The following is a 24873-nucleotide window of genomic DNA, read 5'->3' as shown; positions in this document are numbered from 1 at the left end:
GTGGCCGATCCGTGCCGGCCACCGGTCGCGGTTGGGCCGGGGGGCGACTATGCGGGATAATCGTGCGCTACACCCCGTCGGCGTGGCGCCGGCAGGGATCGCTGACTGGATTGGAACGCCCTTGAATCGACTGACCCTCACCCGCCCGGACGACTGGCACCTGCACCTGCGCGACGGCGCAGCCTTGACGGCGGTGCTGCCGGACACCGCGCGCCGTTTCGCGCGCGCCATCGTGATGCCCAACCTTCGTCCGCCGGTCACCACGGTGGCGCTGGCCGGCGCCTACCGTGAGCGCATCCTGGCCGCGCACGCGGCCACGCCGGGCCTGCCGCCGTTCGAGCCGCTGATGACGCTCTACCTGACCGACAACACCTCGCCCGACGAGATCGACCGCGCCTGTGACAGCGGCTTCGTCAAGGCGGTGAAGCTCTATCCGGCGGGCGCTACCACCAATTCTGATTCCGGCGTGACCGACGTGACGCGCTGCGATGCCGCGCTGGCGCGCATGGCCGAGCGCGGCCTGCCCTTGCTGATCCACGGCGAAGTGACCGACGGCGACGTCGATGTGTTCGACCGCGAGGCGGTGTTCATCGAGCGTGTGCTGCGCCCGCTGCTGGCGAGGCATCCGGCGCTGCGCGTGGTGTTCGAGCACATCACGACGAAGGACGCGGCGGAATTCGTCGCCGCGGCTGGCGACAACATCGCAGCCACCGTCACTGCGCATCACCTGCTGATGAACCGCAACGCCATCTTCGCCGGTGGCGTGCGACCGCATCATTACTGCCTGCCGGTGCTGAAGCGCGAGGTCCATCGCGAGGCGCTGGTGGCCGCGGTCACCTCCGGCAACCGTCGCTTCTTCCTCGGCACCGATTCGGCGCCACACGCCAAGGGCGCCAAAGAGGCGGCTTGCGGCTGTGCCGGCTGCTACACCTCGCACGCCGGCATCGAGCTGTACGCCGAAGCCTTCGACGCTGTCGGCGCGCTCGACCGGCTGGAAGCCTTCGCCAGCTTCAACGGTCCGGACTGGTACGGCCTGCCGCGCAATACGTCGCAGATCACGCTGGTCCGTGAGTCGTGGGAGGTCAAGGCCAGCCAGGAATTTGCCGATGGTGATGTACTGGTGCCGCTGCGCGCGGGTGAGCGCGTGGCCTGGCGAATCGAGTGAACCCATCCATGACACGACACCTGCGCCTTCTGCTGCTGCCGCTTGCGGGCCTGCTGGCCGGCTGCGAGATCGACAACGCGGCCTTCATGATCGAGGGCAAGGAACACGCCCTGATCATCAACCGCGAGAAGCCGTACTTCTGGAGCGACCAGTACGAACTGGCGGTGATCGTGTCACGCATGCCCACCTGCCAGCGACGCTTCGACATGAAGCCGGCGCGGCTCAACACCGCCGTCGTCACCGTGTTCGACGGCGGCGAGCCCAACCGCTACATCCTTCGTCAGGGCTCCAGCCGCTGGTATGCAGTGAACACCACCGACTGCGTGTTCTCGGTAATCGACAAGCCGGCGACCGAACCGCCGGCCATCGGCACCTTCCGCAAGAAGGACGAGCAGTTCACCTTCGTGCCGGTCAAGGCCGGAGCGGCAGGCGCCTCCTGAGCGCGACGCTGGCTGACCGCGTCGGCGACGGGCCGCTGCACGCGGGCATTCGTCCCCTGCTGGCGCGACTGCCCGGCGCCAAGCCTCCACTGGCCGCACAACTGGATGTGCTCGCCGCCGGTGTGGGGCGTCCGGTGACCGCCCGCGGCCTGCCCATCTCCTTCGTTGCGGATGCGGCTGCGGAAGGCGGCTACGAGGCCCGCATCGCTGCGACCGGCCGTGTCGCCACACGCGATGCAAACTGGCATGACCTGTTCAACGCGCTGGTCTGGCTGCGCCATCCGCGCATCAAGGCGGCGATGAATGCGCGCCACTGCATCGAGATCGAGACCCGTCCCGGCGGCGATCGCGGGCCGGTGCGTGACGCGCTGACCCAGTTCGACGAAGACGGGCTGGTGCTGGTGACGGACGACGTGGCGCTGATCGACGCGCTGCGTTCGCACCGCTGGCGCGAGGCGCTGTTCGAGCGGCGCCGGTCGGTCGAACGGGCGGCGCTGCACGTGATCGGCCACGCCCTGATGGAAAAGGCGCTGGCACCGCACTTCGGCCTGTGTGCGAAAGCACTCTACATGCATGCCGATGAAGTGCCACCGGGCGACGAGGCGCTCGACCGCTGGCTCGCTGCCCGTATCACGGAAGGCGGCTGGCCGACGTCGCCGCGCGACCTGAAACCCTTGCCGGTGCTCGGTCTGCCTGGCATGACCTCAGCGAACACCGATCCTGCCTACTTCGACGACACCCGCCAGTTCAGACCGCTGCCGGCGAAGCGGCGGTAACGCGCTCGACTGGCGCGGATTTCATCGCGCGCCCTCTTGTGGGAGCGACCTTTGGTCGCGATGCGGCGTTGGCAAGTCGCAAGCTTCGTTACAGGCCTCAATCGCGAGCAAGCTCGCTCCCACTGTCTTCGGCACAGGACCGGGCGAGGGATCTTTATGGGAGGCCGCCTTTGCTGCCGACAGCACCTCGAGCCGGCGCTGGGCACATGTCACCGCTGCTGTCGGGGTCAGAAGACCCCTCCCACAAGAACCCCCTCGCTGGCAACGATTCGGGCGCATTCCCTGTGGGAGCGGCCTTGGCCGCGACGCGGCCGGAAACAGCCGCGGGCGTCGTTACAGGCCGCAATCGCGAGCAAGCTCGCTCCCACAAAACCCTGGGGGCTCGAACTCCTGCCGCTAACGCGTGCGCTGCGCCGTCACGGCCGCAGATCGGCGACGAAGCTGCCCAGGCGTGACAGCCCCTCTGACAGGTCGTCGGTGGAGGCGGCGCAGGACAGGCGGACGTGGCGTTCCGGGTCGAGTTCGCTGAAGTCGCGGCCGGGCGTCAGCGCAACGTGGGCCTCCTGCAGCGCGCGCTGGCAGAAGGTCCAGGCATCCAGCCCGGTGTGGCGCACGTCGAACCAGGCGTAGAAGGCGCCGTCCGGCGGCACGTCGACCGGCAGGCCGATGCCCGCCAGGCCCGCGATCACCTGCGCGCGGCGCTGCGCGAATTCGCTGCGGCGCGCCTCGCAGACCGCGATCGACTCCGGCGTGAAGCAGGCCAGCGCGGCGAACTGCGCCGGCGTCGGCGGGCAGATGTAGAAGTTCTGCGCCAGCCGCTCGACCACCGGCACCATGGCCTCCGGAATCACGCACCAGCCGAGGCGCCAGCCGGTCATGCCGAAGTACTTGGAAAAGCTGTTGATGACGAAGGCGTCGGGGTCGGTCGCGAGCACGGTCTGCGCCGGCCGCCCCTGCGCGTCGGCGTCCTGCAGGTTCAGATAGATCTCATCGATGATGCGCCAGGCATCGTGGCGGCGCGCCCAGTCGCAGATCGCCGCGAGTTCGGCCGGCGGCACCGCGGTGCCGGTCGGATTCGACGGCGTCGCCAGCATCAGTCCGCGGGTGGCGTCGCTCCAGTTCGCCTGCACGGTCGCGGCGTCGAGCTGGTAGCGCGTGGCGGCGGTCGTCGGGACGAGCTTCACGCATGCGCCGAAGCTGCCGAGAAACTGCCGGTTGCAGGGGTAGGACGGGTCCCCGACGAGCACTTCGTCGCCCGGATCGACCAGCGCCGCGGTCACCAGCAGCAGTGCGGCGGAGGCGCCGGCGGTGACGACGATGCGTGAGGCGGGGACGTCGACGCCGTGCATCTGCCGGTAGAAGCCGGCGATGGCCTGTCGCAGTTCGGGCAGGCCAAGCGCCGCCGTGTAGGGCATCGGGCGGCCGTCCATCAGGTCGCGCATCGCGCGGATGACCGCCGGCGGCGCGCCGAAATCGGGTTCGCCGATGTTCAGCTTGATCACGCGATGGCCCTGCGCCTCGAGTGCGGCGGCCTGCTTGCCGATCTCCATCGCGAAGAAGGGCGATATCGACTGAGCGCGTTGCGATGCTTTCATGCGACCGATCATCTCCACATGTAGTGCCTGCCTGTTGCAGCAAAGAAAAAGGCGGCCCGCAGGCCGCCTCCGTCATTGCATGACCGGGCTCAGGCGAGGCGGCCGTGGCACTGCTTGTACTTCTTGCCCGAGCCGCAGGGGCAGGGGTCGTTGCGGCCGACCTTGGGGCCTGCGGCAGCCGGCTGTGCCGGCGCGTTGTTGCCTGCCGGCGGTGCCAGCGGGTCGACGCCTTCGCCGGCCATCGCCGGGTCGAAGTCGGCGTGGGTGAAACGCATGTTGTCGAGCGGCGGCGGTGTCGGTTCGCTTTCCTCGATCTGTTCCGGCGAGCGGATCTCGACGTTCATCAGTACGCGGGTGACTTCGCCGCGCACCTGATCGAGCAGGCTTTCGAACAGTTCGAAGGCTTCGCGCTTGTACTCCTGCTTCGGGTTCTTCTGCGCATAGCCGCGCAGATGGATGCCCTGGCGCAGGTGATCGAGCGCGGCGAGGTGTTCGCGCCAGTGGCTGTCCAGACTCTGCAGCATCACATTGCGTTCGAACTGGCTGAAGGAGTCGCCACCGACCAGTGCGACCTTGACCGCGTACTGCTCGTCCGACAGGTCCTGCGCACGCTTGAGCAGGTCCTCGTCGGCGAGATTGGGCTCGGCCGACAGCCATTCCGCGAACGGCGTATCGATGCGGAACTCGGACAGGAAGGCGGCCTGGGCACCGGCCAGATCCCACTGTTCCTCGACGCTTTCCGCCGGCGCGTACTGGCGGAAGGTGTCTTCGAGCACGCTGTGGCGCATCGCCGTGATGGTTTCCGAAATGTTCTCGGCTTCGAGCAGCGCGTTGCGCTGTTCGTAAATCACCTTGCGCTGGTCGTTCGACACGTCGTCGTATTCGAGCAGCTGCTTGCGGATGTCGAAGTTGCGCTGTTCGACCTTGCGCTGCGCAGATTCGAGCGAGCGATTCACCATCGCGTGCTCGATCGCCTCGCCCTCCGGCATCTTCAGCCGCAGCATGATGGCGTTCAGTCGTTCACCGCCGAAGATGCGCATCAGCGGATCTTCCAGCGACAGGTAGAAGCGCGACGAGCCCGGATCGCCCTGGCGGCCGGAGCGACCGCGCAGCTGGTTGTCGATGCGGCGCGATTCGTGGCGTTCGGTGCCGATGATGTGCAGGCCGCCGGCGGCGATCACCTGTTCGTGCAGGGACTGCCATTCGCTGCGCAGCTTCTCGACGCGCGCGGCGCGGTCGGCGTCGCCCATGCTCTGGTCCTGCTCAAGCGCCTGCACCTGCTTCTCGACGTTGCCGCCGAGCACGATGTCGGTACCGCGACCGGCCATATTGGTGGCGATCGTGATCACGCCGGGCCGGCCGGCCTGGGCGACGATTTCCGCCTCGCGCTCGTGCTGCTTGGCGTTCAGCACCTGGTGCGGAAGCTTTTCCTTGTTCAGAAGACCGGACAGCAGCTCCGAGCTTTCGATCGAGGTGGTACCGACCAGCACCGGCTGGCCCCGCTCGTGGCAGTCCTTGATGTCGGCGATCACCGCCGCGTACTTTTCCTTGGCCGTGCGATACACCAGGTCGTTCATGTCCTTGCGGATCATCGGCCGGTGGGTCGGGATCACGACGGTTTCCAGGCCGTAGATTTGGTGGAATTCGTAGGCTTCGGTGTCGGCGGTACCGGTCATGCCGGCGAGCTTGCCGTACATGCGGAAGTAGTTCTGGAAGGTGATCGACGCCAGCGTCTGGTTCTCGGCCTGGATCTGCACGCCTTCCTTCGCTTCGACCGCCTGGTGCAGGCCGTCGGACCAGCGGCGGCCCGGCATCAGACGACCGGTGAATTCGTCGACGATGATGATTTCGCCGTTCTGAACCACGTACTGCTGGTCGCGGAAATACAGGTTGTGCGCGCGCAGGCTGGCGTAGAGGAAGTGCACCAGCGTGATGTTGGCCGGCTCGTACAGGCTGCGGCCGGCTTCGAGCAGGCCGTGCTGGACCAGGATCTCTTCCGCGTGTTCGTGACCGGCTTCGGTCAGCAGCACGGTATGCGCCTTCTCGTCGACCCAGTAGTCGCCCGGGCCGTCCTCGACCTCGCAGCGGGTGAGCAGCGGTGCGACCGCGTTGAGCTTCACATAGAGGTCGGTGTGGTCGTCGGCCTGACCGGAAATGATCAGCGGCGTGCGCGCCTCGTCGATCAGGATGGAGTCCACCTCGTCGACGATGGCGAAGTTCAGGCCGCGCTGCACGCGCTCGCCCTGCGAATACACCATGTTGTCGCGCAGGTAGTCGAAGCCGAATTCGTTGTTCGTGCCGTAGGTGATGTCCGAGGCGTAGGCGGCCTGCTTCAGGTCGTGCGGCATGCGCGACAGGTTCACGCCGGTCGTCATGCCGAGGAAGCCGTAGAGCCTGCCCATCTGTTCGGCATCGCGGCTGGCGAGGTAGTCGTTCACCGTCACCACATGCACGCCCTTGCCGGACAGCGCATTCAGATAGACCGGCAGGGTCGCGGTCAGCGTCTTGCCTTCGCCGGTGCGCATTTCGGCGATCTTGCCCGAATGCAGCATGATGCCGCCGACCAGCTGCACGTCGAAGTGGCGCATGCCGTGCACCCGCTTGCTCGCCTCGCGCACCACGGCGAAGGCTTCGGGCAGCAGGTCGTCGAGGGTTTGCCCGTCGGCCAGACGCTGCCGGAACTCGGCCGTCTTGGCGGTGAGGGCTTCGTCACTCAATCCGGACAGTTCGGATTCCAGTGCATTGATGCGGGCGATGACCGGACGGTATTTCTTCAGCAGGCGATCGTTGCGGCTGCCGAACAGCTTGGTGAACAGGGATGCAATCATCGAAGACAGAAGCCCGGCGCGGGCAAACCGATGGCGGAAAAGACGGCGATTCTAGCATGTGCCCGTTGGCAGCCCTGTGACGGCGGGGGCGCCGGGCCGGCGCTGCGGGAGGCTTGCCCGAGGTGGCCCGGTTTCAGTGCGCGTGGCTATCGGCGGATGCCTGCCGCGCGTTCGCGGGAAGCGCCTTGCGGGCCAGTTCGAGGAAACGGTTGGGGTTCTGCGCGACATCCTTGACGCGCACTTCGAAGTGCAGGTGCGGGCCGGTCGAGCGACCGGTGCTGCCGACCTCGGCGATCTTCTGACCCCGCCGTACCAGGGTGCCGGGCGTGACCAGAAGCTTGCTGGCGTGCGCGTAGCGGGTGACCAGATCACGTCCGTGATCGATCTCGACCATATTGCCGTACTGCGGATGGAAACTGGCCGTGGTCACGACGCCCGCTGCCGCGGCGATGATGGGGGTGCCCACCTCGGCAACGAAGTCGACGCCCTCGTGCATCGCGCGCGATCCGTTGAACGGGTCGATACGCCAGCCGAAGCCTGAGGCGTTCCAGGTGCCGCCATTGACCGGTAGCGTGGAGGGCACCAGCGACAGGGTGGCCTGATCGAGCAGCAGTTCCGATTCGATCACGCCGAGGTAGTCGTCCTGCTGCGCCAGCAGATCGGAGAACTGCTTCATCTGCGCTTCGAGTTCGTCCGCCGACAGCGTGTTCTCGTTGATCAGCGGGCCACCGCGACCGGGCGGTGCGCTGTTCACGACGGGTTCGGGTGCCTTGACGCCGGCGAGCTTGGCCAGCCGGGTGCCCAGCGTGTCGAGCTGTATCAGCTGGGCCTGCATCTGACCGAGCTTGACCGCCATCGTGTTCAGATTCTCGCGCACGAACTGTTCGCTGCGCTGGATTTCCTCGTTGCGCGCTGCGGTGATCAGTTCGTCGATCACCGGCAGTCGCCACTCGCTGGCGTGCTTCAGCGTGATGAACGAGAACGCCGAGGCGAGCATGAAAACGAGTACCGTGAAGGCGAACAGTGCGCCTGCGAGGTGCCACGGCCGGATGGTGATGGCCTTGGCGGTTGTCAGGCGGTCGGAAACCAGAATAATCTGCACATCCGCTCCCTAAGTCTTCTTATGTCTGCCCGTCGCCTGCACGACCATCTCAATGCACAGGACTCGCTGGCAAATCTGGCGTCGCACGTCAGACAGATCGCCCGCGTGCAGAGAGCCTACGAAAAATTCCTGCCAACCGAACTGACGCAGGTCAGTCGGGTGCTGAACGTGAAGCAGGGTGTCGTGGTGGTCAGCGCTTCGTCTGGCGCTGTTGCCCACCGGCTGAAGCAGTTGCTGCCCAGCGCAAGGCTGGCACTGCAGGAAAGTTGCGGCGAGGTTACCGAAGTCAGGGTGAAGGTGCAAGCATTTGATCCGCCTCGGATTACTGCGCCCGTTGCACCCCGGCCGGTCAGCGAATCGGCGCGTCGGGAACTGCTTTCCGGGGCCGCGGCGCTCGACCCGTCGAGCGCGCTGCGCAGTGCGCTGGAGCTGCTGGTCGCGCGCGCCAAAGCTAAAGGATGATCACGCGTTCCAGCAGGAACAGTGCGAGGATGCCCAGCGTCGCGATGACCGCGTAGCGGAGCAGCGTCCAGGCGAAATTCAGGTAACGCGGGTCTCGCGTCAGCACATAGCCGAGAAACGATGCGCCGACGGTGATGATCAGCAGGATGCCGATCAGGCGCAGGATGAGCACGTGCCGCTCAGGCGAAGGCGGGCGCCGAGCCGGCGTCGTCCACCAGCGGACGGTACTGGTTCGATACCGCGGGCGGCGTCTGTGCCGGCTGATCGAAGCTCGCCCACTCCCAGGCACCCTCCTGCGCCAGCAGCGCATGCAGCAGCGCGTTGTTCAGCGCGTGGCCGGACTTGTGCGCGCTGAAGGCGGCAAGCAGCGGGTGACCGAGGATGTACAGGTCGCCGATGGCGTCCAGCACCTTGTGCTTGACGAACTCGTCGGCGTAACGCAGGCCGTCACTGTTGAGCACGCGGTACTCGTCCATCACGATCGCGTTCTCCAGGCTGCCGCCCTGGGCGAGACCGTTCTGCCTTAGGTATTCGACTTCGTGCATGAAGCCGAAGGTGCGCGCACGGGCGACGTCGTCGATGTAGGACTGATGGGCGAAATCGACCTTGACCTGGGTGCCGGTACGCTCGATCGCCGGGTGTCGGAACTCGATCGAGAATTCCAGGCTGAAACCTTCGTACGGGTCGAGACGCGCCCACTTGTCGCCGTCCTTCACCTCGACCGTCTGCAGCACGCGGACGAACTTCTTCGCCGCTGCCTGCTCGACGATGCCGGCCTGCTGGATCAGGTAGACGAAGGTGGAGGCCGAGCCGTCCATGATGGGCAGTTCGGGCGCGTCGACATCGACGAACACGTTGTCGACGCCGAGACCGGCAAGCGCCGACATCAGGTGCTCGACCGTCGAGATCGTGGCGCCTTCACGGCCGATGCAGGAAGCGAGGCGCGTGTCGCCGACGGCGTGCGCGTCGGCACGCAGTTCGACCGGCGGCGTCAGGTCGACGCGCCGGAACACGACGCCGGTATCCGCCGGGGCGGGGCGCAGCTCGAGATTGACCTTGAGGCCGGAGTGCAGGCCGACGCCGGTGGCGCGGACGATTGAACGGAGGGTGCGTTGCCGGATCATGGCAGACAGAACGACTGAAAGCGAAAGTTCAAGTTTACCTCACCTCCGCGTCACGCCCCTGTAACAGAGCGTATCCGTCCGGCCGGGCGGCCGGACGGGTGCAGCACAGCCGGTATCAGTCCGCCTGCTTGCGCAGGAAGGCCGGAATATCCAGCGTTTCGACGCCGTTGGCGCGCATGGCTTCGACCGCGCTCGACGCGGTGCGGCCACCGCGGCCGCGCATCACGGCCGGGATGTCGAGGTGCGAGTAGTCGGTGCCCATCGCGGCGGCCGGCATGGCGACGTCGTCGGTGCCGGTGCGGATGATGGTCATCGGCGGCTTGCTGCTCATCGCGCGCGGGGCGCCGAGGCCGGTGGCGACCACGGTCACGCGCAGGCGGTCTTCCATCGAGTCGTCGAACACCGTACCGAAGATGACGTGGGCGCCTTCGGCGGCGAAGGCACGCACGGTTTCCATCGCGTCCTTCACTTCCTTCATCTTCAGCGAGCGGCTGGCCGTGATGTTGACCAGCACGCCACGCGCGCCGGACAGTTCGACACCTTCGAGCAGCGGGCTGGCGACAGCCTGTTCGGCAGCGATGCGTGCGCGGTCCATGCCGGCGGCTTCGGCCGAGCCCATCATCGCGCGACCCATCTCACCCATCACCGTGCGCACGTCCTGGAAGTCGACGTTCACCAGGCCCGGGATGTTGATGATTTCGGCGATGCCGCCGACGGCATTGCGCAGCACGTTGTCGGCAGCCTTGAAACCGTCTTCCAGGCTGGCGTCCTCGCCGAGCACTTCCATCAGCTTCTCGTTCAGCACGACGATGAGGGAGTCGACGTGGCGGGCGAGTTCGTCGATGCCGGATTCAGCGGCGCGCATCCGGTTTTCGTAATCGAAAGGCTTGGTGACGACGGCGACGGTCAGGATGCCCATCTCCTTCGCCACTTCCGCGACGATGGGGGCGGCGCCGGTGCCGGTGCCGCCGCCCATGCCGGCGGTGATGAACACCATCTCGGCACCGCGCAGCTGGTCGGCGATGTGTTCGCGGTATTCCTCGGCGGCGGTGCGGCCGACTTCGGGCTTGGCGCCGGCGCCGCGGCCGTTCTTGCCGAGCTGGATCTTGACCGGGGCGAGGTTGCGGGTGAGTGCCATGCCGTCGGTGTTGGCGGCGATGAATTCGACGCCGTTCACACCTTCACGGATCATGTGATCAACCGCGTTGCCGCCGGCTCCACCGACGCCGATCACCTTGATCACTGCACCCACCGGTTCCTTGTCGAGAATCTCGAACATATCCGCCCTCCTGTTTTCCACGAACGCCTCCGAGCCTGAAGGCTCTTATGGCTACAAAACGCGCGCCACCACTAGATTTAGTGATTGCGCGCAAGTATACGACTAAACTTAGTGCAACGCATGCCGTAGATGCCGTTTGCGTCCCGAATTTCAGAAATTTCTTTCGAACCAGGAGCGCATGTTGGCCAGCACCTGACGGACGTTCCTCGTTTCGCGCGCAACCTGTCCGCGACGACGCTGCGCAGCGCCTTCCATCACCAGTCCGATCGCCGCCGCGTAGCGCGGATGGCGCACCACGTCGGCAAGGTTGCCGCTGCATTCGGGCACCCCGACGCGCGACGGCAGGTGGAACACGTCCTCGGCCAGATCCGCCATGCCGCGCATGGTTGCGCTGCCGCCGGTCAGCACCACGCCGGACGACAGCAATTCTTCGTAGCCGCTGCGTCGCAGCTCGGCCTGCACCAGTTCGAACAGCTCCGATACGCGCGGCTCGATCACGTCGGCCAGTGCCTGACGCGACATGCGGCGCGGGCCGCGGTCGCCGATGCCCGGCACTTCGATCATGTCCTCGGCGTCGGCCAGTGCCGACATCGCCACGCCGTAGCGCAGCTTGATGTCTTCCGCCTCGGCGGTCGGCGTGCGCAGGGCCATCGCGATATCGTTGGTGATCTGGTCGCCGGCGATCGGGATGACCGCCGTGTGGCGGATCGCGCCCTGGGTGAAGATGGCGATGTCGGTGGTGCCGCCGCCGATGTCGATCAGGCAGACGCCCAGATCCTTTTCGTCCTCCGACAGCGTGGCCTGGCTGGAAGCCAGCGGCTGCAGCACGAGGTCAACCACTTCGAGGCCGCAGCGACGCACGCATTTGATGATGTTCTGCGCCGCCGACACGGCGCCGGTCACGATGTGCACACGCACTTCGAGCCGCTTGCCGCTCATGCCTATCGGCTCGCGCACCCCGTCCTGCCCGTCGATGATGAATTCCTGGGTCAGCGTGTGCAGGATTTCCTGATCGGCCGGAATGGGCATCGCGCGCGCGGTTTCGACCACGCGTTCGAGGTCGAGTCGGGTGACTTCCTTGTCCTTGATGGCGACCACGCCATTGGAGTTGAAGCTGCGGATGTGGCTGCCGGCGATGCCGGTGAACACTTCGCGCACCTTGCAGTCGGCCATCAGCTCGACTTCCTGGATCACGCGCGAGATCGAATCGACGGTGGCTTCGATGTTGACCACGACACCCTTCTTCAGGCCCTGCGCCTCCTGGGTCGCGAGGCCGAGGATGTCGAGTCGCCCGTCGCTGCCGAGTTGTGCGACGACGGCCGAGATTTTCGACGTGCCGATGTCGAGGCCGACGATGAGGTCCTTGCTGTCTCTTGTCATGGTCTGTCCTGGTGTTCAGTGCTGCTCATTCGTATTGCGTAGCCGTTCGGATAGCGCAGATCGGCGTAGATCACTTTCTGCGCGCCGCGGCGCAGGATTTCCGGCTGGGTATTGACGTAGCGCGCGAGCCGTTCGGCGATCGGCGACTTCTCCTCCTCGCGACCGAGTTCGAGCCGCGTTCCGTCGTCGAGCTGCAACTGCCAGGCCTGGCGGCGCGTCAGCACGAGTTTGCTGATCTGCCGCTCCATCGGCGCCAGCAGATCGCTCCACTCAAGGTGGCGAGCCAGCATGCTGGCCGAGTCCTCGTCCGGTCCGATGAACAGCGGCAGCGCAGCTTCGTGTTCGGCCACGAACAGTTCGCCTTGGGCATTCACCATGCGCGCCGGCACGTTCGGCGACACCCACCAGCGCGCGACCGCGACGTGCTCCTCGATGTCGATTTCCAGCGAACCGGGCCACACCCGGCGCACCGTGGCGTGGCGCACCCAGGGCAGGCTTTCGAACACGGTGCGTGCGCGCTCGATGTCGGTGGTGAGAAAGCTGCCGGTGATGGCGCGCCGCGCAGCGTCCTCGATCTGCGCGGCACTCACGTTGGCCGGTGCGCGCGTCAGCGTCACCGACTGCAGCGGCAGCACCGGCATGCGGGTGACCATGATCACCAGCGCATAGCCGATCGCCGCACTCGCCAGCAGCAGGATCACATCGGCGATCATCGTCAGCGCGCGCGGGCTGTCCCACAGGCCGCCGTCATCGCGGCGCTGCGTGGCCTTGTTGCGCGCTGAGGGCTTTTTAGCCAAGGCGGGCCGACTCCAGGATGCGCAGGCACAGTTCGCCGAACTCGATGCCGACCGCACGTGCGGCCATCGGCACCAAGGAGTGCGAAGTCATGCCCGGAGAGGTGTTGATTTCGAGCAGCCAGGGGCGGCCGTCCTCGCCCAGCATCAGGTCGGCGCGGCCCCAGCCGCGGCAGTCGATCAGCCGAGCGGCGCGCATCACCAGATCCTGTATCTCCTGTTCGAGATCGGCGTCGAGACCGCTCGGGCAGTGGTACTTCACGTCGTCGGTGAAGTACTTGTTCTGGTAGTCGTAGTTCCCCTGCGGTGCTTCAATGCGGATCAGCGGCAGCGCCATGTCGCCGAGGAAGGGCGCCGTCAGCTCCTGACCACTGATGAACTGTTCCGCCAGCACCAGCGGATCGCAGCGCGCGGCCTTTTCGTAGGCGCCTTCCAGATCCTCGATGCGGGTGACCTTGGTGGCGCCGACGCTGGAGCCTTCACGCGCGGGCTTCACGAACAGCGGCAGACCGAGCTCGTTCGCCACGGCACGGAAGTCGCTGCCGGCGTGCAGCAGCTTGTAGCGCGGCGTCGGCAGGCCGGCCGACAGCCACACCATCTTCGTGCGCCACTTGTCCATGCCGATGGCCGATGCCATCACGCCGCTGCCGGTGTAGGGAATGCCGAGGCATTCGAGCGCGCCCTGTATCGTGCCGTCCTCACCGCCGCGGCCATGCAGCGCGATGAAGGCGCGGTCGAAACCGTCGCGCTTCAGTTCCCACAGGTCGCGCTCCGCCGGGTCGAAGGCGTGGGCATCGACGCCCTGTTCCTTCAGTGCGGCGAGCACGGCGCTGCCCGACATGATGGAGATTTCGCGTTCGGCGGAGCCGCCGCCGAACAGCACGGCGACCTTGCCCAGTGCGGCGGTGTCGTGGGTACTCATTTCTGGATGTCCTGTGCGAATTTTGAGGGCAGCTGACCGATCGAGCCGGCGCCCATGCCGAGCACGACGTCGCCGTCGCGCACCGTGTCGAGCAGGGTCTGCGGCAGCTCGTTGATGTCCTCGACGAACACCGGCTCGACCTTGCCGCCGACGCGCAGCGCGCGCGCCAGCGCACGGCCGTCTGCGGCGACAATGGGCGCTTCGCCAGCGGCATAGACCTCGGTCAGCACCACGGCGTCGGCGCCCGACAGCACGCGCACGAAGTCCTCGAAGCAGTCGCGGGTGCGTGTGTAGCGGTGCGGCTGGAAGGCCAGCACGATGCGGCGGCCGGGGTAGGCGCCGCGCGCCGCTTCCAGCGTGGCGGCCATTTCGACCGGGTGGTGGCCGTAGTCGTCGACCAGCGTGAAGCTGCCACCGGCCGGCAGCGCGATCTCGCCGTGCCGGGTGAAACGGCGACCGACACCCTTGAACTCGCCCAGTGCGCGGACGATGGCGTCGTCGGATACGCCGACCTCGTTGGCCACCGCGATGGCGGCCAGCGCGTTGCGCACGTTGTGCAGGCCGGGCAGGTTCAGCTCGACCGGGATGCGGGTGGTCGTGCCATTGACGCGCACCGCGTCGAAGATCATGCGGGTGCCGTCGGCGCGCACGTTCTCGGCGCGCACCTGGGCGTTCGGGTCGAGGCCGTAGCGGATGATCTGCTTCGGTACCTGCGGAATGATCTCGCGCACGTTGGCGTCGTCGGCGCACAGCACCGCCACGCCATAGAAGGGCAGCCGATTCAGGAAGTCGATGAAGGCCTGCTTCAGTTTCGAGAAGTCGTGGCCATAGGTGTCCATGTGGTCGGCGTCGATATTGGTCACGACCGACACCACCGGCGACAGGAACAGGAAGGACGCGTCGGACTCGTCGGCTTCGGCCACCAGGAACTCGCCGGTGCCCAGGCGCGCGTTGGCGCCGGCCGAATTCAGCCGGCCGCCGATCACGAAGGTCGGGTCCAGGCCGCCTTCGGCCAGGCAGCTGGCAATCAGCGAGGTGGTGGTGGTCTTGCCGTGGGTGCCGGCGACCGCCACACCCTGCTTGATGCGCATCAGCTCGGCCAGCATCTGCGCACGCGGCACGATGGGAATCTGCCGCTCGCGTGCGCGCACGACTTCCGGATTGTCGGCGCTGACCGCGGTCGAGGTGACCACCGCGTCGGCGCCGGCGATGTTGTCGGCCGCGTGGCCCTGCACGACGCGCGCGCCGAGCGCAGCGAGGCGGCGGGTGACCGCGTTGTCGGCAATGTCCGAACCGCTGACCACGTAACCTTGATTCAGCAGCACTTCGGCGATGCCGCTCATGCCGGATCCGCCGATACCGATGAAATGGATGTGGCTGATCTTGTGTTTCATTTCTGTTGTCCTCGCGCGAGTGCTGCGCAGATGTCGGCCACCTGGGCGGTCGCGCCGGGGCGGGCGAGGGCGCGGGCGCGCTGCGCCATGTCGAGCAGGCGGGCGCGGTCGAGCGAACGGATGAAGGTGGCCAGCGCGCCGGCATTCAGCGCCGTCTGCGGCATCAGTTCAGCCGCTCCGGCGTCGGAGAGAAAGCGCGCGTTGCCGGTCTGGTGGTCATCGACCGCGTGCGGCAGCGGCACCAGCACCGATGCGACGCCGGCTGCCGCCAGTTCGGCGACAGTGAGCGCGCCGGCGCGGCAGATGACCAGGTCGGCCTGCGCGTAGGCGCCGGCCATGTCCTGGATGAAGGGCTGCAGCGTGCCGCGGACGCCCGCCGCAGCGTAGGCTGCCTCGAGCGCCGGCATATTGCGTTCGCCTGCCTGGTGGATCACCTGCGGGCGGTCGGTTTCGGGAATCTGCGCCAGTGCCTGCGGCACCGTGTCGTTCAGCACCTGGGCGCCCAGACTGCCGCCGACGACCAGGATGTTCAGCGGACCGCTGCGACCGGCGAAGCGCTCGGCCGGTGACGGCAGCGCGGCGATGTCGGCGCGCACCGGATTGCCGGTCCACTCGGCTTTCGGCAGTGCATCCGGAAAGCCGCCGAGCACGCGGTCGGCGACGCCGGCCAGCACGCGGTTGGCCAGTCCGGCGACCGAATTCTGTTCGTGCAGCACCAGCGGAATGCCGCGCAGTGCGGCCATCATGCCGCCGGGGAAGGTGACGTAGCCGCCGAGGCCCAGCACCACCTGCGGCTTCACGCGGCCGAGCACGCCGAGCGCCTGCCAGAAGCCGCGCAGCAGATTGAGCGGCAGCATGAGCTTGCGCAGCAGGCCCTTGCCGCGCAGCGCGGTGAAGCGGATGCTCTGCAGTTCGTAACCGCGCGGCGGCACGATGCGCGCTTCCATGCCATCTGCGTTGCCCAGCCAGACGATGCGCCAGCCGCGCGCGCGCAGTTCGTCGGCCACCGCGAGGCCCGGGTAGATGTGGCCGCCGGTGCCGCCCGCCATGATCAGCGCGGTGCCGCTCATCGACGGTTCTCCCAGTCGATGCGCAGCAGGATGGCCAGCGCGACGCAATTGACCAGGATGCCCGAGCCGCCGTAACTCATCAGCGGCAGCGTCAGCCCCTTGGTCGGCAGGATGCCCACGTTCACTCCCATGTTGATGAAGGCCTGCACGCCGAACCAGATGCCGACGCCCTGGGCGACCAGCCCGGCGTAGGCGCGTTCGAGCAGCAGGGCGCGCCGGCCGATGGCGAAGGCACGGTGCACCACCAGCGCGAACAGGCCGATCACGGTTGCCACGCCGACCAGCCCCAGTTCCTCGCCGATCACGGCCAGCAGGAAGTCGGTGTGCGCTTCGGGCAGGTAGAGCAGCTTCTCGACGCTGCCGCCGAGGCCGACGCCGAACCACTCGCCACGGCCGAAGGCGATCAGCGAGTGCGTGAGCTGGTAGCCCTTGCCCAGCGGGTCGTTGTTGAACGGATCGAGGAAGGCGATGAAGCGGCCCCAGCGCAGTTCGTTGAAGCGGATGATCAGCGCGAAGCCGACCAGCGCCACCACGCCCAGCGAGAAGAACAGCTTGCCGTTGATGCCGCCGAGGAAAAGCATGCCGAAGGCGATCAGCACGATGACGACGAATGCGCCGTAATCGGGCTCGGCCACCAGCAGTGCGCCGACCAGCAGGATGACCAGGGTCATCGGCACGAAGGCGCGACGGAAGGAGTGCATCTCCGGCAGCCGGCGCACGATGTAGCTGGCCGCGTAGAGCACGGTGAACAGCTTCACCAGTTCGGACGGCTGCAGGTTCACCGGGCCCAGGTTGATCCAGCGGCGCGAGTTGTTCACCACGCTGCCGATGCCCGGAATCATCACCAGTACCAGCAGCACGATGCCGCCGAGGAAGAGCCACATCGACCACGCCTGCCAGGTGCGGATCGGCACCTGAAAGGCCATCAGCGCCGCAACGCCGCCGATGGCGAGGAACACCGCCTGGCGGATCAGGAAGAACTCCTGCTTGTTGCCGGTGAAGCGGCTGCTGTCGGCGACGGCGATCGACGCCGAGTACACCATGACAAGACCGATCAGCAGCAGCGCGACCGCCGGCCACAGCAGCCAGGGGTCGAGTTCGGCCGGTTTCGGCGACTCGCCGAAGCGCGACGAATCAAGTCGCATGCTGCCGCTCATGAGCGCGCTCCTTCGGCCGCGATGCGACGCGCTTCGGTGATGAACACCTCGGCGCGGTGTGCGTAGTTGCGGAACATGTCGAGGCTGGCGCAGGCCGGCGACAGCAGCACCGCGTCGCCCGCCTGCGCGGCAGCGAAGGCGGCGCGGGTGGCTTCTTCCAGCGTGGCGAAGCTGCGGTGAGAGACGCCGTGGGCGGCGAGCACTTCGGCGATGGCTGGCGCATCACGGCCGATCAGCGCGCAGAAGCGGGCGTGGCGTGCGCATACCGGGCCCAGCGGGGCGAAGTCCTGTCCCTTGCCGTCGCCGCCGAGGATGATGGCCAGCGGTCGGCCGAGACCTTCGATGGCCGCCACCGTGGCGCCGACATTGGTGCCCTTGGAGTCGTCGATGAAGCGCACGCCGCCAGCGTCCAGCACGGTTTCGACGCGGTGCGGCAGGCCGGTGAAGTCACGCAGTGCGCCGACGCAGCGGTCCAGCGGCAGGCCGATCGCCTCGCACAGCGCGAGCGCGGCGAGCGCGTTGTGTGCGTTGTGGCGGCCGGCCAGCTTCATGTCGTCAAGTGCCAGCAGCGGCTCTGCACCGCGCATCAGCCAGACGCCGTCGCGCTCGGCGAGGCCGTAGTCGCCGGCGGCCGGTGCACCGTCGCCGAATGCGATGACGCGCGCGCTGGCGCGGCGCATCGCCGCCACCCATGGGTCGTCGCGGTTCAGCACCTGCACCGTGTGCGCGCCGAAGATGCGTGCCTTCTCGGCCGCGTAGGCAGGCATGCCGCCCGGGTGACGGTCGAGGTGGTCCTGCGTCACGTTGAGTACGGTGGCTGCGTCGGCGTCCAGCGTGTCGGTCGTTTCGAGCTGGAAGCTCGACAGTTCGAGTACCCACGCGTCGGGCACCGTGCCGGCGTCGAGCACGCGCATCAAAGCGTCGAGTGCGGCCGGCGAAATATTGCCGGCCACCTCGGTGACCAAGCCGCAGGCGCGGCACAGCGCGCCGGTCAGCGTGGTGGTCGTGGTCTTGCCGTTGGTGCCGGTGATGGCGATCACCTTCGTGCGTTCGCGCCAGCCGAGGTCGCGCAGCGCGCGCGCGAACAGTTCAATTTCGCCGACCACTTCGATGCCGCGGCGTTTCGCCTCCTGTACGAGAGGTTCGTGCGGCGCCAGACCGGGCGACAGCGCGAGCAGCGCGATGCCGTCGAGCAGGCTGTGGTCGAACTGGCCGCAGCGCAGTTCAGCCGCCGGAATGTCGCGTGCCAGCGCCTCGACCCCGGGCGGCGCGGCACGGCTGTCCGCCACGCGCAGCTCGGCGCCCTGGCGTGCGCACCAGCGAGCCATGGCCAGGCCGGATTCTCCGAGGCCGAGGACGAGGACGTGGGTTCCAAGGAGGCTCATTACCGCAGCTTCAGCGTGGACAGACCGAACAGCACCAGCATCAGCGTGATGATCCAGAAGCGCACGACCACCTGCGTTTCCTTCCAGCCGCCGAGCTCGTAGTGGTGGTGCAGCGGCGCCATGCGGAAGATGCGCTTGCCGCCGGACCACTTGAAGTAGAGCACCTGGATCATCACCGACAGCGTTTCGGCGACGAACAGGCCGCCCATGATGAACAGCACGATTTCCTGACGCACGATCACCGCCACGGTGCCGAGCGCGGCGCCCAGCGCCAGTGCGCCGACGTCGCCCATGAACACTTCGGCCGGGTAGGCGTTGAACCACAGGAAGCCGAGGCCGGCGCCGCACAGCGCGCCACAGAAGATGGCCAGCTCGCCGGCGCCCGGAATGAAGGGCACGCCGAGGTAGCGCGAGAACACGGCGTTGCCGGCGACGTAGGCGAAGATGGCCAGCGCGCCGCTGACCATCACCGCCGGCATCGTGGCGAGGCCGTCGAGGCCGTCAGTCAGGTTCACCGCGTGGCTGGTGCCGACGATGACGAAGTAGGTGAGCACCATGAAGCCGATGGCGCCGAGCGGGTAGGCCACGGTCTTGAAGAAGGGCACGATCAGTTCGAGCTGGGCCGGGACCTGGGCGGTCAGGCCGAGGTACACCGCTGCCCCGGCGGCGAACACCGAGGACCAGAAGAATTTCGGTTTGGCCGGCAGGCCTTTCGGATTGCGATGGACCACCTTGCGCCAGTCGTCCACCCAGCCTACCGCGCCGAAGCCCAGCGTGACGATGAGCACCACCCAGACGTAGCGATTCGACAGGTCGGCCCACAGCAGCGTGGTGACCCCGAGCGCGATCAGGATGAGGGCGCCGCCCATGGTCGGCGTGCCGGCCTTGGTCAGATGCGATTTCGGACCGTCGTCGCGCACCGCCTGGCCGATCTTGTACTCGGTCAGCTTGCGGATGAGCATCGGGCCGAACATCCAGCAGATGGCCAGCGAGCTCATCATCGCCAGCACTGCGCGCAGCGTGATGTAGTTGAATACGTTGAATGCGCGGATGTCCTGCGCCAGCCAGCGGGCAAGTTCAAGAAGCATGGTTGTCCTGTCCGGTGTGTGCGAGCAGCGCCTCGGCGACGCGTTCCATGCGCATGAAGCGCGAGCCCTTCACCAGCACCGTGGTGCGGGCGTCGAGCAGGGGGCGCAGCGCGTCGGCGATCGAGGCGTGATCGGCGTAGTGGAGGGCGCCGGTGCCGAAGGCGGCGACGGCGTGCGTGGAGGCTTCACCGAGCGCGTGCAGCGCGTCGATGCCGCGTTCGCGCGCATAGGCGCCGGCTTCGCGGTGGAATTCGGGGCCCTGGTCTCCGACCTCGCCCATGTCGCCGAGCACCAGGATGCGCCGGCCCGCTGCGGTGGCGAGGACATCGATGGCGGCGCGCACGGAATCGGGGTTGGCGTTGTAACTGTCGTCGATCACCGTGCTGCCGGCGAGTCCGACGCGCACCTGCTGGCGGCCCTTGACGCCTTCGAAGCGGTTCAGCGCCCACACCACGGCAGCCATGTCGGCACCCGCGGCCAGCGCGGCAGTGGCGGCGCACAGCGCGTTGCGCGCGTTGTGCAGGCCGGGCACGCGCAGCGTGATGCGCGCCGTGCCGAAGGCGCCGCGCAGGTCGAGACGGTAGCCCAGGCCTTCCGGCGTCGCGGTGGCGAAGACTTCGGCGGCGTGGTCGAGACCGAAGCGCAGCACGCGTCGTGCTGCGTTGCGTCCGCACCAGTAGTCGGCAAAATCGTCGTCGGCATTGACCACGGCGATGCCGTCCGCACCGAGCGCATCGAACACGTCGCCGTTTTCGCGTGCGACTTCGGCCACGCTGTTCATGAATTCGAGGTGCTCGCGCTGGGCGTTGTTCACCAGCGCCACGGTCGGTTTCGCCATGCCGGCCAGCCAGGCGATCTCGCCCGGGTGGTTCATGCCCATCTCGATCACCGCCATGCGGTGCGTGTCGCGCAGACCGAACAGCATCAGCGGAACGCCGACATCGTTGTTCAGGTTGCCGCGCGTGGACAGTACCGTCGTGTCCGGATTCCAGCCGACGCCGAGCGCGTGCGCGCGCAGGATGGCGGCGATCATTTCCTTCACCGTGGTCTTGCCGTTGCTGCCGGTGACGCCGATCAGCGGCAGCGTGAAGCGGCTGCGCCAGGCGCGGGCGATGTCGCCCAGTGCCGCGCGGGTGTCGGCAACGCGGATCAGCGTGCCCGTGGTGTGTGTGCAGTCCGACGCGACGACCGCGGTGGCCGCACCCGCTGCCTGCACGTCGGCGATGAAGTCATGCGCATCGAAGCGCTCGCCGCGCAGCGCGACGAACAGGTCGCCGGCCTTCACCGCACGGCTGTCGGTCGAGAAGCCGGCGATGTCGACGTCCGGGCCGCTCAACGTGCCATTGCAGGCGGCCGCGACGTCGGAGGCCTTCCATAGTGCGCTCATTGCACGCCTCCGCGGGCGGCGAGGGCGGCGGCGGCCTGGTCGGCGTCGGACCACGGCGTGCGCAGGCCCATGCGTTCCTGATAGTGCTCGTGTCCCTTGCCGGCGATCAGCACGACGTCGCGCGCGTCGGCGGTGGCGATGGCGGCGCCTATCGCGAGCGCGCGATCGACCTCGCGCAGCACGTCGGCACAGGCCGGCAGCCCGGCGGCGATGTCGTCGAGGATGGCGTCCGGGTTTTCGCTGCGCGGGTTGTCCGAAGTGATCCAGGTGCGCGCCGCGTGCTCGTAGGCGACGGCCCCCATCAGCGGCCGCTTGCCTGGATCGCGGTCGCCGCCGCAGCCGAACACGCACAGCAGCCTGCCGCGCCGCGCTTCGGCCACCGGCTGCAGCGCGCGCAGCGCCTGCTCCAGTGCGTCCGGCGTGTGTGCGTAGTCGACCACGACCAGCGGCTCGCCGTGGCCGCCGAGCCGCTGCATGCGGCCAGGCGGCGGCAGCAGTTGCCCGGCGACGCGGGCGGCGTCGGCCAGCGATACGCCGGCATGCAGCAGGCTGCCGGTGACGGCGAGCAGATTCTGGATGTTGAAGCGACCGACCAGGGCGGCGTCGACATGCGCGCGCTCGTTACCGTGCTCGATGTCGAAGCGCAGGCCGTGCGCCAGATCGGCGTTACGGGCGTGCAGTCCGTGCACGCCCTGCGGCAACTCGGCGTCGAGCGCGCAGCCGGTGACCGGCAGCCGCGCGGCGACTTCGCCGGCCAGCGAGCGGCCGAAAGCGTCGTCGGTATTAATTACCCCGGCACGCAGGCCGGGGTGGGAGAACAGGGTGGCCTTCGCGGCCGCGTAATGCTGCATGTCCGGGTGATAGTCGAGGTGGTCGCGGGTCAGGTTGGTGAACACCGCAGTGTGGATCCGGACGCCGTCGATGCGTCCCTGGTCGAGGCCGATCGACGACACTTCCATCGCGCAGGCGCTGGCGCCCGCGGCACGCAGGTCGGCCAGAGTCTGGTGCACGCTGACCACGTCCGGCGTGGTGTTGACCGATTCCGACAGCTGGCCGGGCAGGCCGCTGCCCAGCGTGCCGATGACGCCGCAGCGCGTGCCGAGCAGGTCCATGGCCTGGGCGACCCACTGGCTGACCGAGGTCTTGCCGTTGGTGCCGGTGATGCCGATCACATGGAGCGCGGCGGAGGGACGATCGAGCAGATCGTCGGCCAGCGCGCCGGCGTGACTGCGCAGCGAATCGACCTCGATCACCGGTACTGCGGCGTCTGTCGACGTAGCGCCCGCTTCGCACAGCACCGCGCAGGCACCGCGTTCGATGGCGGCGTCGATGAAGCGACGACCGTCGGTGCGCTGGCCGGGCAGAGCGAAGAAGAGGTCGCCCGCTTTCACGTGACGCGAATCGGCGCGCAGCGCGCGCGGCACGACGCCGCGGCGCGACAGCGTGTCGCGTACGCGGGCGATGACGGCGGAGGAGCGGCCGGTGCTCACCAGCCCTCCTTGCCGGTGGCGCTGTTGCGCGCCATCTGCAGCACGGGCACCGGCGCGTCCGGCGGTACGCCGGTCGCGCGCAGCGTTGCGTTCATGATGTCGGAGAACACCGGGGCGGCGACCTGACCGCCGTAGTGCACGCCGTTGGACGGTTCGTCGATCATCACCGCGACGATGTAGCGCGGGTCGGACACCGGTGCGAAGCCGACGAAGGACGCGATGTACTTGTTCGCGTAGCTGCCGCCTTCGAGCTTGTGCGCGGTACCGGTCTTGCCGGCGACGCGGTAACCCGGAATCTGTGCCTTCGGTGCGGTGCCGCCGGCACCGGCAGCCATTTCGAGCATGCGGCGCACTTCGCGTGCGGTCTGTGCCGAGAACACCTGCAGGCCGTTGATCGGCGGCGTGTCGACGCGGGTCAGCGACAGCGGAATCAGGTCGCCGTCGCGCGCGAACACGAGATAGGAGCGCGCCATCTGCATCAGCGTGACCGACATGCCGTGGCCGTAGGACATCGTGGCCTGCTCGACCGGCTTCCAGTCCGCTGCCGGGCGCAGGCGGCCGCCCGCCTCACCAGGGAAACCGAGACGCAGCGGCGAACCGAAGCCGAGCTGATCGTACGTTTGCCACATTTCCGACGGTTTGAAGGTGCCGGCGATCTTGGCGACGCCGATGTTCGACGACTTCTGGATCACCTCGGCCAGACTGAGCGTGCCGTGCGGGTGTGCGTCGCCGATCGAGTGGCGGCCGAAAGTGAGCTTGCCGGCGCAGTCGACGGGTGTGTCGAAGGTGTAGCGGCCGCTCTCCAGCGCCATCGCGGCGATGAAGGGCTTGATCGTCGAACCGGGTTCGTAGGTGTCGGTGAAGGCGCGGTTGCGCAGCGGCGGGCCGGACAGCTGTTCGCGGTTGTTCGGGTTGTAGGTGGGCCAGTTGGCCAGCGCCAGCACTTCGCCGGTGCGCGAATCGACCACCACGGCGCTGCCGGCGCGCGCCTTGTGTTCGCTGACCGCCTGCTTGAGCCGGCTGTGCACCAGGAACTGCAGACGGGTATCGATGGCCAGCCGCACGTCGCCGCCGTCGCGCGGCGGCGCCAGTACCTCGACGTCCTCGACCACGTTGCGGCGGGCGTCGGTGATCACGCGCCGCGAACCGACCTTGCCGGTGAGCGGGCGGTTCATCGCCAGTTCGATGCCTTCGAGACCGTTGTCGTCCATGCCTGTGAAGCCGACTACGTGCGCGCTGACCTCGCCGTGCGGGTAGTAGCGGCGGTACTCGGGCTCCGAGCGGATGCCCGGCAGTTTCAGCGCCAGCACCTGTTTCGCGACGTCTGGCGGCACCTGACGCTTCAGGTAGCTGCGCCCTCTGTTTTCCGGAATCTTGCGCGCGACCTCGCGATGATCCATGCCCAGCAGTTCGGCCAGCTGGCGGATCTGCGCCGGCGTAAGCTTCTCGGCGCCGATGTCGCGCGGGTTTGCCTTGGCGTCGGTACGCGTCGGGCGCGATTCGGCGACGATGGCCGACACCTGGGTGCTCATCGCCAGCACCTGTTCGTTGCGGTCGAGCACGCGGCCGCGCGAGGCCGGGGTCGGCAGTACACGCGAGAAGCGTTCCTCACCCTTGCGCTGATAGAACTCGTCGTTCACCACCTGCAGCCAGAAGGCGCGGGCAACCAGACCACCGAACAGCGCCATCATGACCACCAGCATCAGGCGGGCGCGCCAGGCGGGCAGCAGTTCGGCGAGCAGCGGGTTGTGGGCGAACTTCATTGTCCGGCCTCGGAGGGGTCGATGACGATGACGCGGTCGCGTTCCGGCGCGCGCATCTTGAGCTTGGATTCGGCCAGACCGGCGATGCGCGCGTGCGCGGCCAGCGAGCCCTGTTCGATCTGCAGCTGGCCCCACTCGGTTTCGAGTACCCGCATGCGGGTGAGCTCGCGTTCGAGTTCGGTGTGCAGCGCGCGCGAGCGGTGCTGCGACGACACCAGCGCGATGGCGCTGATGACCAGCGTGGCGATCAGCACGAAGTTCAGGCGCAGCAC

Annotated in this window: 22 protein-coding genes; 4 read left to right on the top strand and 18 right to left on the bottom strand. The window is 67.7% G+C overall.

Going from position 1 to position 24873, the window contains the following annotated elements:
- The first annotated feature begins 121 nt into the window (after positions 1–121).
- The 3 genes from pyrC to WDZ97_RS10370 all read left to right on the top strand — a co-directional run bounded on the left by pyrC (position 122) and on the right by WDZ97_RS10370 (position 2381).
- Positions 122–1165: a dihydroorotase gene (pyrC, locus tag WDZ97_RS10380; RefSeq protein WP_425762691.1), complete on the top strand. Its 1044-nt coding sequence runs from the start codon at positions 122–124 to the stop codon at positions 1163–1165.
- Between the two features lie 8 nt (positions 1166–1173).
- Complete coding sequence (locus WDZ97_RS10375; RefSeq protein WP_341422100.1) at positions 1174–1605, top strand: hypothetical protein; 432 nt, start codon at positions 1174–1176, stop codon at positions 1603–1605.
- Positions 1606–1712: 107 nt separating this feature from the next.
- Positions 1713–2381 (top strand): DUF3025 domain-containing protein, encoded by a 669-nt coding sequence (locus WDZ97_RS10370; protein WP_425762690.1) that lies wholly within the window; start codon positions 1713–1715, stop codon positions 2379–2381.
- A 416-nt stretch (positions 2382–2797) separates the two neighbouring features.
- Here WDZ97_RS10370 and WDZ97_RS10365 read toward each other — a convergent pair whose 3' ends face one another.
- From WDZ97_RS10365 to WDZ97_RS10355, 3 genes are all read right to left on the bottom strand, one after another.
- On the bottom strand, positions 2798–3976 hold the full coding sequence (locus WDZ97_RS10365; RefSeq protein ID WP_425762689.1) for an aminotransferase class I/II-fold pyridoxal phosphate-dependent enzyme: 1179 nt from the start codon (positions 3974–3976) through the stop codon (positions 2798–2800).
- Positions 3977–4065: 89 nt separating this feature from the next.
- Positions 4066–6804, bottom strand: a complete 2739-nt coding sequence (gene secA / locus WDZ97_RS10360) for a preprotein translocase subunit SecA (protein WP_425762688.1) — start codon at positions 6802–6804, stop codon at positions 4066–4068.
- Positions 6805–6937: 133 nt separating this feature from the next.
- A complete protein-coding gene (locus WDZ97_RS10355) occupies positions 6938–7906 on the bottom strand; it encodes a M23 family metallopeptidase (protein ID WP_425762687.1) in 969 nt (322 codons plus the stop codon).
- Positions 7907–7927: 21 nt separating this feature from the next.
- Here WDZ97_RS10355 and WDZ97_RS10350 point away from each other — a divergent pair, with 21 nt between their 5' ends.
- Entirely contained in the window at positions 7928–8368 is a 441-nt protein-coding gene (locus WDZ97_RS10350; RefSeq protein WP_304003789.1) for a DciA family protein, read from the top strand.
- Here the strand turns inward: WDZ97_RS10350 and WDZ97_RS10345 are convergent.
- From WDZ97_RS10345 to ftsL, 15 genes are all read right to left on the bottom strand, one after another.
- Positions 8358–8540, bottom strand: a complete 183-nt coding sequence (locus WDZ97_RS10345) for a hypothetical protein (protein WP_019919302.1) — start codon at positions 8538–8540, stop codon at positions 8358–8360. The genes WDZ97_RS10350 and WDZ97_RS10345 overlap by 11 nt on opposite strands.
- A 7-nt stretch (positions 8541–8547) precedes the next feature.
- Positions 8548–9492 carry a UDP-3-O-acyl-N-acetylglucosamine deacetylase gene (gene lpxC / locus WDZ97_RS10340; protein WP_425762686.1) on the bottom strand — a complete coding sequence of 315 codons (945 nt, stop codon included), beginning with the start codon at positions 9490–9492 and terminating at the stop codon, positions 8548–8550.
- A 115-nt stretch (positions 9493–9607) separates the two neighbouring features.
- Positions 9608–10771 (bottom strand): cell division protein FtsZ, encoded by a 1164-nt coding sequence (gene ftsZ, locus WDZ97_RS10335; RefSeq protein ID WP_019919300.1) that lies wholly within the window; start codon positions 10769–10771, stop codon positions 9608–9610.
- Positions 10772–10921: 150 nt separating this feature from the next.
- Positions 10922–12151 (bottom strand): cell division protein FtsA, encoded by a 1230-nt coding sequence (ftsA, locus tag WDZ97_RS10330; RefSeq protein WP_019919299.1) that lies wholly within the window; start codon positions 12149–12151, stop codon positions 10922–10924.
- Positions 12148–12948, bottom strand: coding sequence for a cell division protein FtsQ/DivIB (locus tag WDZ97_RS10325; protein WP_425762685.1), 801 nt, complete (start codon positions 12946–12948; stop codon positions 12148–12150). Before WDZ97_RS10325 ends, ftsA begins: the two co-directional genes overlap by 4 nt.
- Positions 12941–13867 carry a D-alanine--D-alanine ligase gene (locus WDZ97_RS10320; RefSeq protein WP_425762684.1) on the bottom strand — a complete coding sequence of 309 codons (927 nt, stop codon included), beginning with the start codon at positions 13865–13867 and terminating at the stop codon, positions 12941–12943. Before WDZ97_RS10320 ends, WDZ97_RS10325 begins: the two co-directional genes overlap by 8 nt.
- The gene (murC, locus tag WDZ97_RS10315; RefSeq protein WP_425762683.1) at positions 13864–15261 is read right to left on the bottom strand and encodes a UDP-N-acetylmuramate--L-alanine ligase; all 1398 of its coding nucleotides are present in this window, start codon (positions 15259–15261) and stop codon (positions 13864–13866) included. Before murC ends, WDZ97_RS10320 begins: the two co-directional genes overlap by 4 nt.
- The gene (gene murG / locus WDZ97_RS10310; RefSeq protein ID WP_425762682.1) at positions 15258–16331 is read right to left on the bottom strand and encodes an undecaprenyldiphospho-muramoylpentapeptide beta-N-acetylglucosaminyltransferase; all 1074 of its coding nucleotides are present in this window, start codon (positions 16329–16331) and stop codon (positions 15258–15260) included. Before murG ends, murC begins: the two co-directional genes overlap by 4 nt.
- On the bottom strand, positions 16328–17488 hold the full coding sequence (gene ftsW / locus WDZ97_RS10305) for a putative lipid II flippase FtsW (RefSeq protein ID WP_020163721.1): 1161 nt from the start codon (positions 17486–17488) through the stop codon (positions 16328–16330). The genes murG and ftsW overlap by 4 nt, the downstream gene beginning before the upstream one ends.
- Positions 17485–18873 carry a UDP-N-acetylmuramoyl-L-alanine--D-glutamate ligase gene (murD, locus tag WDZ97_RS10300; RefSeq protein ID WP_425762681.1) on the bottom strand — a complete coding sequence of 463 codons (1389 nt, stop codon included), beginning with the start codon at positions 18871–18873 and terminating at the stop codon, positions 17485–17487. Before murD ends, ftsW begins: the two co-directional genes overlap by 4 nt.
- The gene (mraY, locus tag WDZ97_RS10295; RefSeq protein ID WP_304003782.1) at positions 18873–19961 is read right to left on the bottom strand and encodes a phospho-N-acetylmuramoyl-pentapeptide-transferase; all 1089 of its coding nucleotides are present in this window, start codon (positions 19959–19961) and stop codon (positions 18873–18875) included. Before mraY ends, murD begins: the two co-directional genes overlap by 1 nt.
- Positions 19951–21348 carry a UDP-N-acetylmuramoyl-tripeptide--D-alanyl-D-alanine ligase gene (locus WDZ97_RS10290; RefSeq protein WP_425762680.1) on the bottom strand — a complete coding sequence of 466 codons (1398 nt, stop codon included), beginning with the start codon at positions 21346–21348 and terminating at the stop codon, positions 19951–19953. Before WDZ97_RS10290 ends, mraY begins: the two co-directional genes overlap by 11 nt.
- Complete coding sequence (locus tag WDZ97_RS10285; RefSeq protein WP_425762679.1) at positions 21345–22838, bottom strand: UDP-N-acetylmuramoyl-L-alanyl-D-glutamate--2,6-diaminopimelate ligase; 1494 nt, start codon at positions 22836–22838, stop codon at positions 21345–21347. The genes WDZ97_RS10290 and WDZ97_RS10285 overlap by 4 nt, the downstream gene beginning before the upstream one ends.
- Complete coding sequence (locus WDZ97_RS10280) at positions 22835–24601, bottom strand: peptidoglycan D,D-transpeptidase FtsI family protein (RefSeq protein WP_425762678.1); 1767 nt, start codon at positions 24599–24601, stop codon at positions 22835–22837. Before WDZ97_RS10280 ends, WDZ97_RS10285 begins: the two co-directional genes overlap by 4 nt.
- Entirely contained in the window at positions 24598–24873 is a 276-nt protein-coding gene (gene ftsL, locus WDZ97_RS10275; RefSeq protein WP_024300597.1) for a cell division protein FtsL, read from the bottom strand. The genes WDZ97_RS10280 and ftsL overlap by 4 nt, the downstream gene beginning before the upstream one ends.

The organism is Methyloversatilis sp. MC4-4, from assembly GCF_049843555.1.
Taxonomy (GTDB): domain Bacteria; phylum Pseudomonadota; class Gammaproteobacteria; order Burkholderiales; family Rhodocyclaceae; genus Methyloversatilis; species Methyloversatilis discipulorum_B.
Note: the sequence above shows the minus strand (reverse complement) of the source record. Positions and strands in the feature narration are given on the sequence as shown.

What these genes read in the sequence shown, in the direction of transcription:
- ftsW (WP_020163721.1), bottom strand. Translation starts at nt 17,488, where the DNA reads ATGAGCGGCAGCATGCGACTTGATTCGTCGCGCTTCGGCGAGTCGCCG.
- mraY (WP_304003782.1), bottom strand. Translation starts at nt 19,961, where the DNA reads ATGCTTCTTGAACTTGCCCGCTGGCTGGCGCAGGACATCCGCGCATTC.
- secA (WP_425762688.1), bottom strand. Translation starts at nt 6,804, where the DNA reads ATGATTGCATCCCTGTTCACCAAGCTGTTCGGCAGCCGCAACGATCGC.
- WDZ97_RS10280 (WP_425762678.1), bottom strand. Translation starts at nt 24,601, where the DNA reads ATGAAGTTCGCCCACAACCCGCTGCTCGCCGAACTGCTGCCCGCCTGG.
- WDZ97_RS10350 (WP_304003789.1), top strand. Translation starts at nt 7,928, where the DNA reads ATGTCTGCCCGTCGCCTGCACGACCATCTCAATGCACAGGACTCGCTG.
- WDZ97_RS10290 (WP_425762680.1), bottom strand. Translation starts at nt 21,348, where the DNA reads ATGAGCGCACTATGGAAGGCCTCCGACGTCGCGGCCGCCTGCAATGGC.
- WDZ97_RS10320 (WP_425762684.1), bottom strand. Translation starts at nt 13,867, where the DNA reads ATGAGTACCCACGACACCGCCGCACTGGGCAAGGTCGCCGTGCTGTTC.
- ftsZ (WP_019919300.1), bottom strand. Translation starts at nt 10,771, where the DNA reads ATGTTCGAGATTCTCGACAAGGAACCGGTGGGTGCAGTGATCAAGGTG.
- murC (WP_425762683.1), bottom strand. Translation starts at nt 15,261, where the DNA reads ATGAAACACAAGATCAGCCACATCCATTTCATCGGTATCGGCGGATCC.
- lpxC (WP_425762686.1), bottom strand. Translation starts at nt 9,492, where the DNA reads ATGATCCGGCAACGCACCCTCCGTTCAATCGTCCGCGCCACCGGCGTC.
- ftsA (WP_019919299.1), bottom strand. Translation starts at nt 12,151, where the DNA reads ATGACAAGAGACAGCAAGGACCTCATCGTCGGCCTCGACATCGGCACG.
- WDZ97_RS10365 (WP_425762689.1), bottom strand. Translation starts at nt 3,976, where the DNA reads ATGAAAGCATCGCAACGCGCTCAGTCGATATCGCCCTTCTTCGCGATG.
- murG (WP_425762682.1), bottom strand. Translation starts at nt 16,331, where the DNA reads ATGAGCGGCACCGCGCTGATCATGGCGGGCGGCACCGGCGGCCACATC.
- murD (WP_425762681.1), bottom strand. Translation starts at nt 18,873, where the DNA reads ATGAGCCTCCTTGGAACCCACGTCCTCGTCCTCGGCCTCGGAGAATCC.
- WDZ97_RS10375 (WP_341422100.1), top strand. Translation starts at nt 1,174, where the DNA reads ATGACACGACACCTGCGCCTTCTGCTGCTGCCGCTTGCGGGCCTGCTG.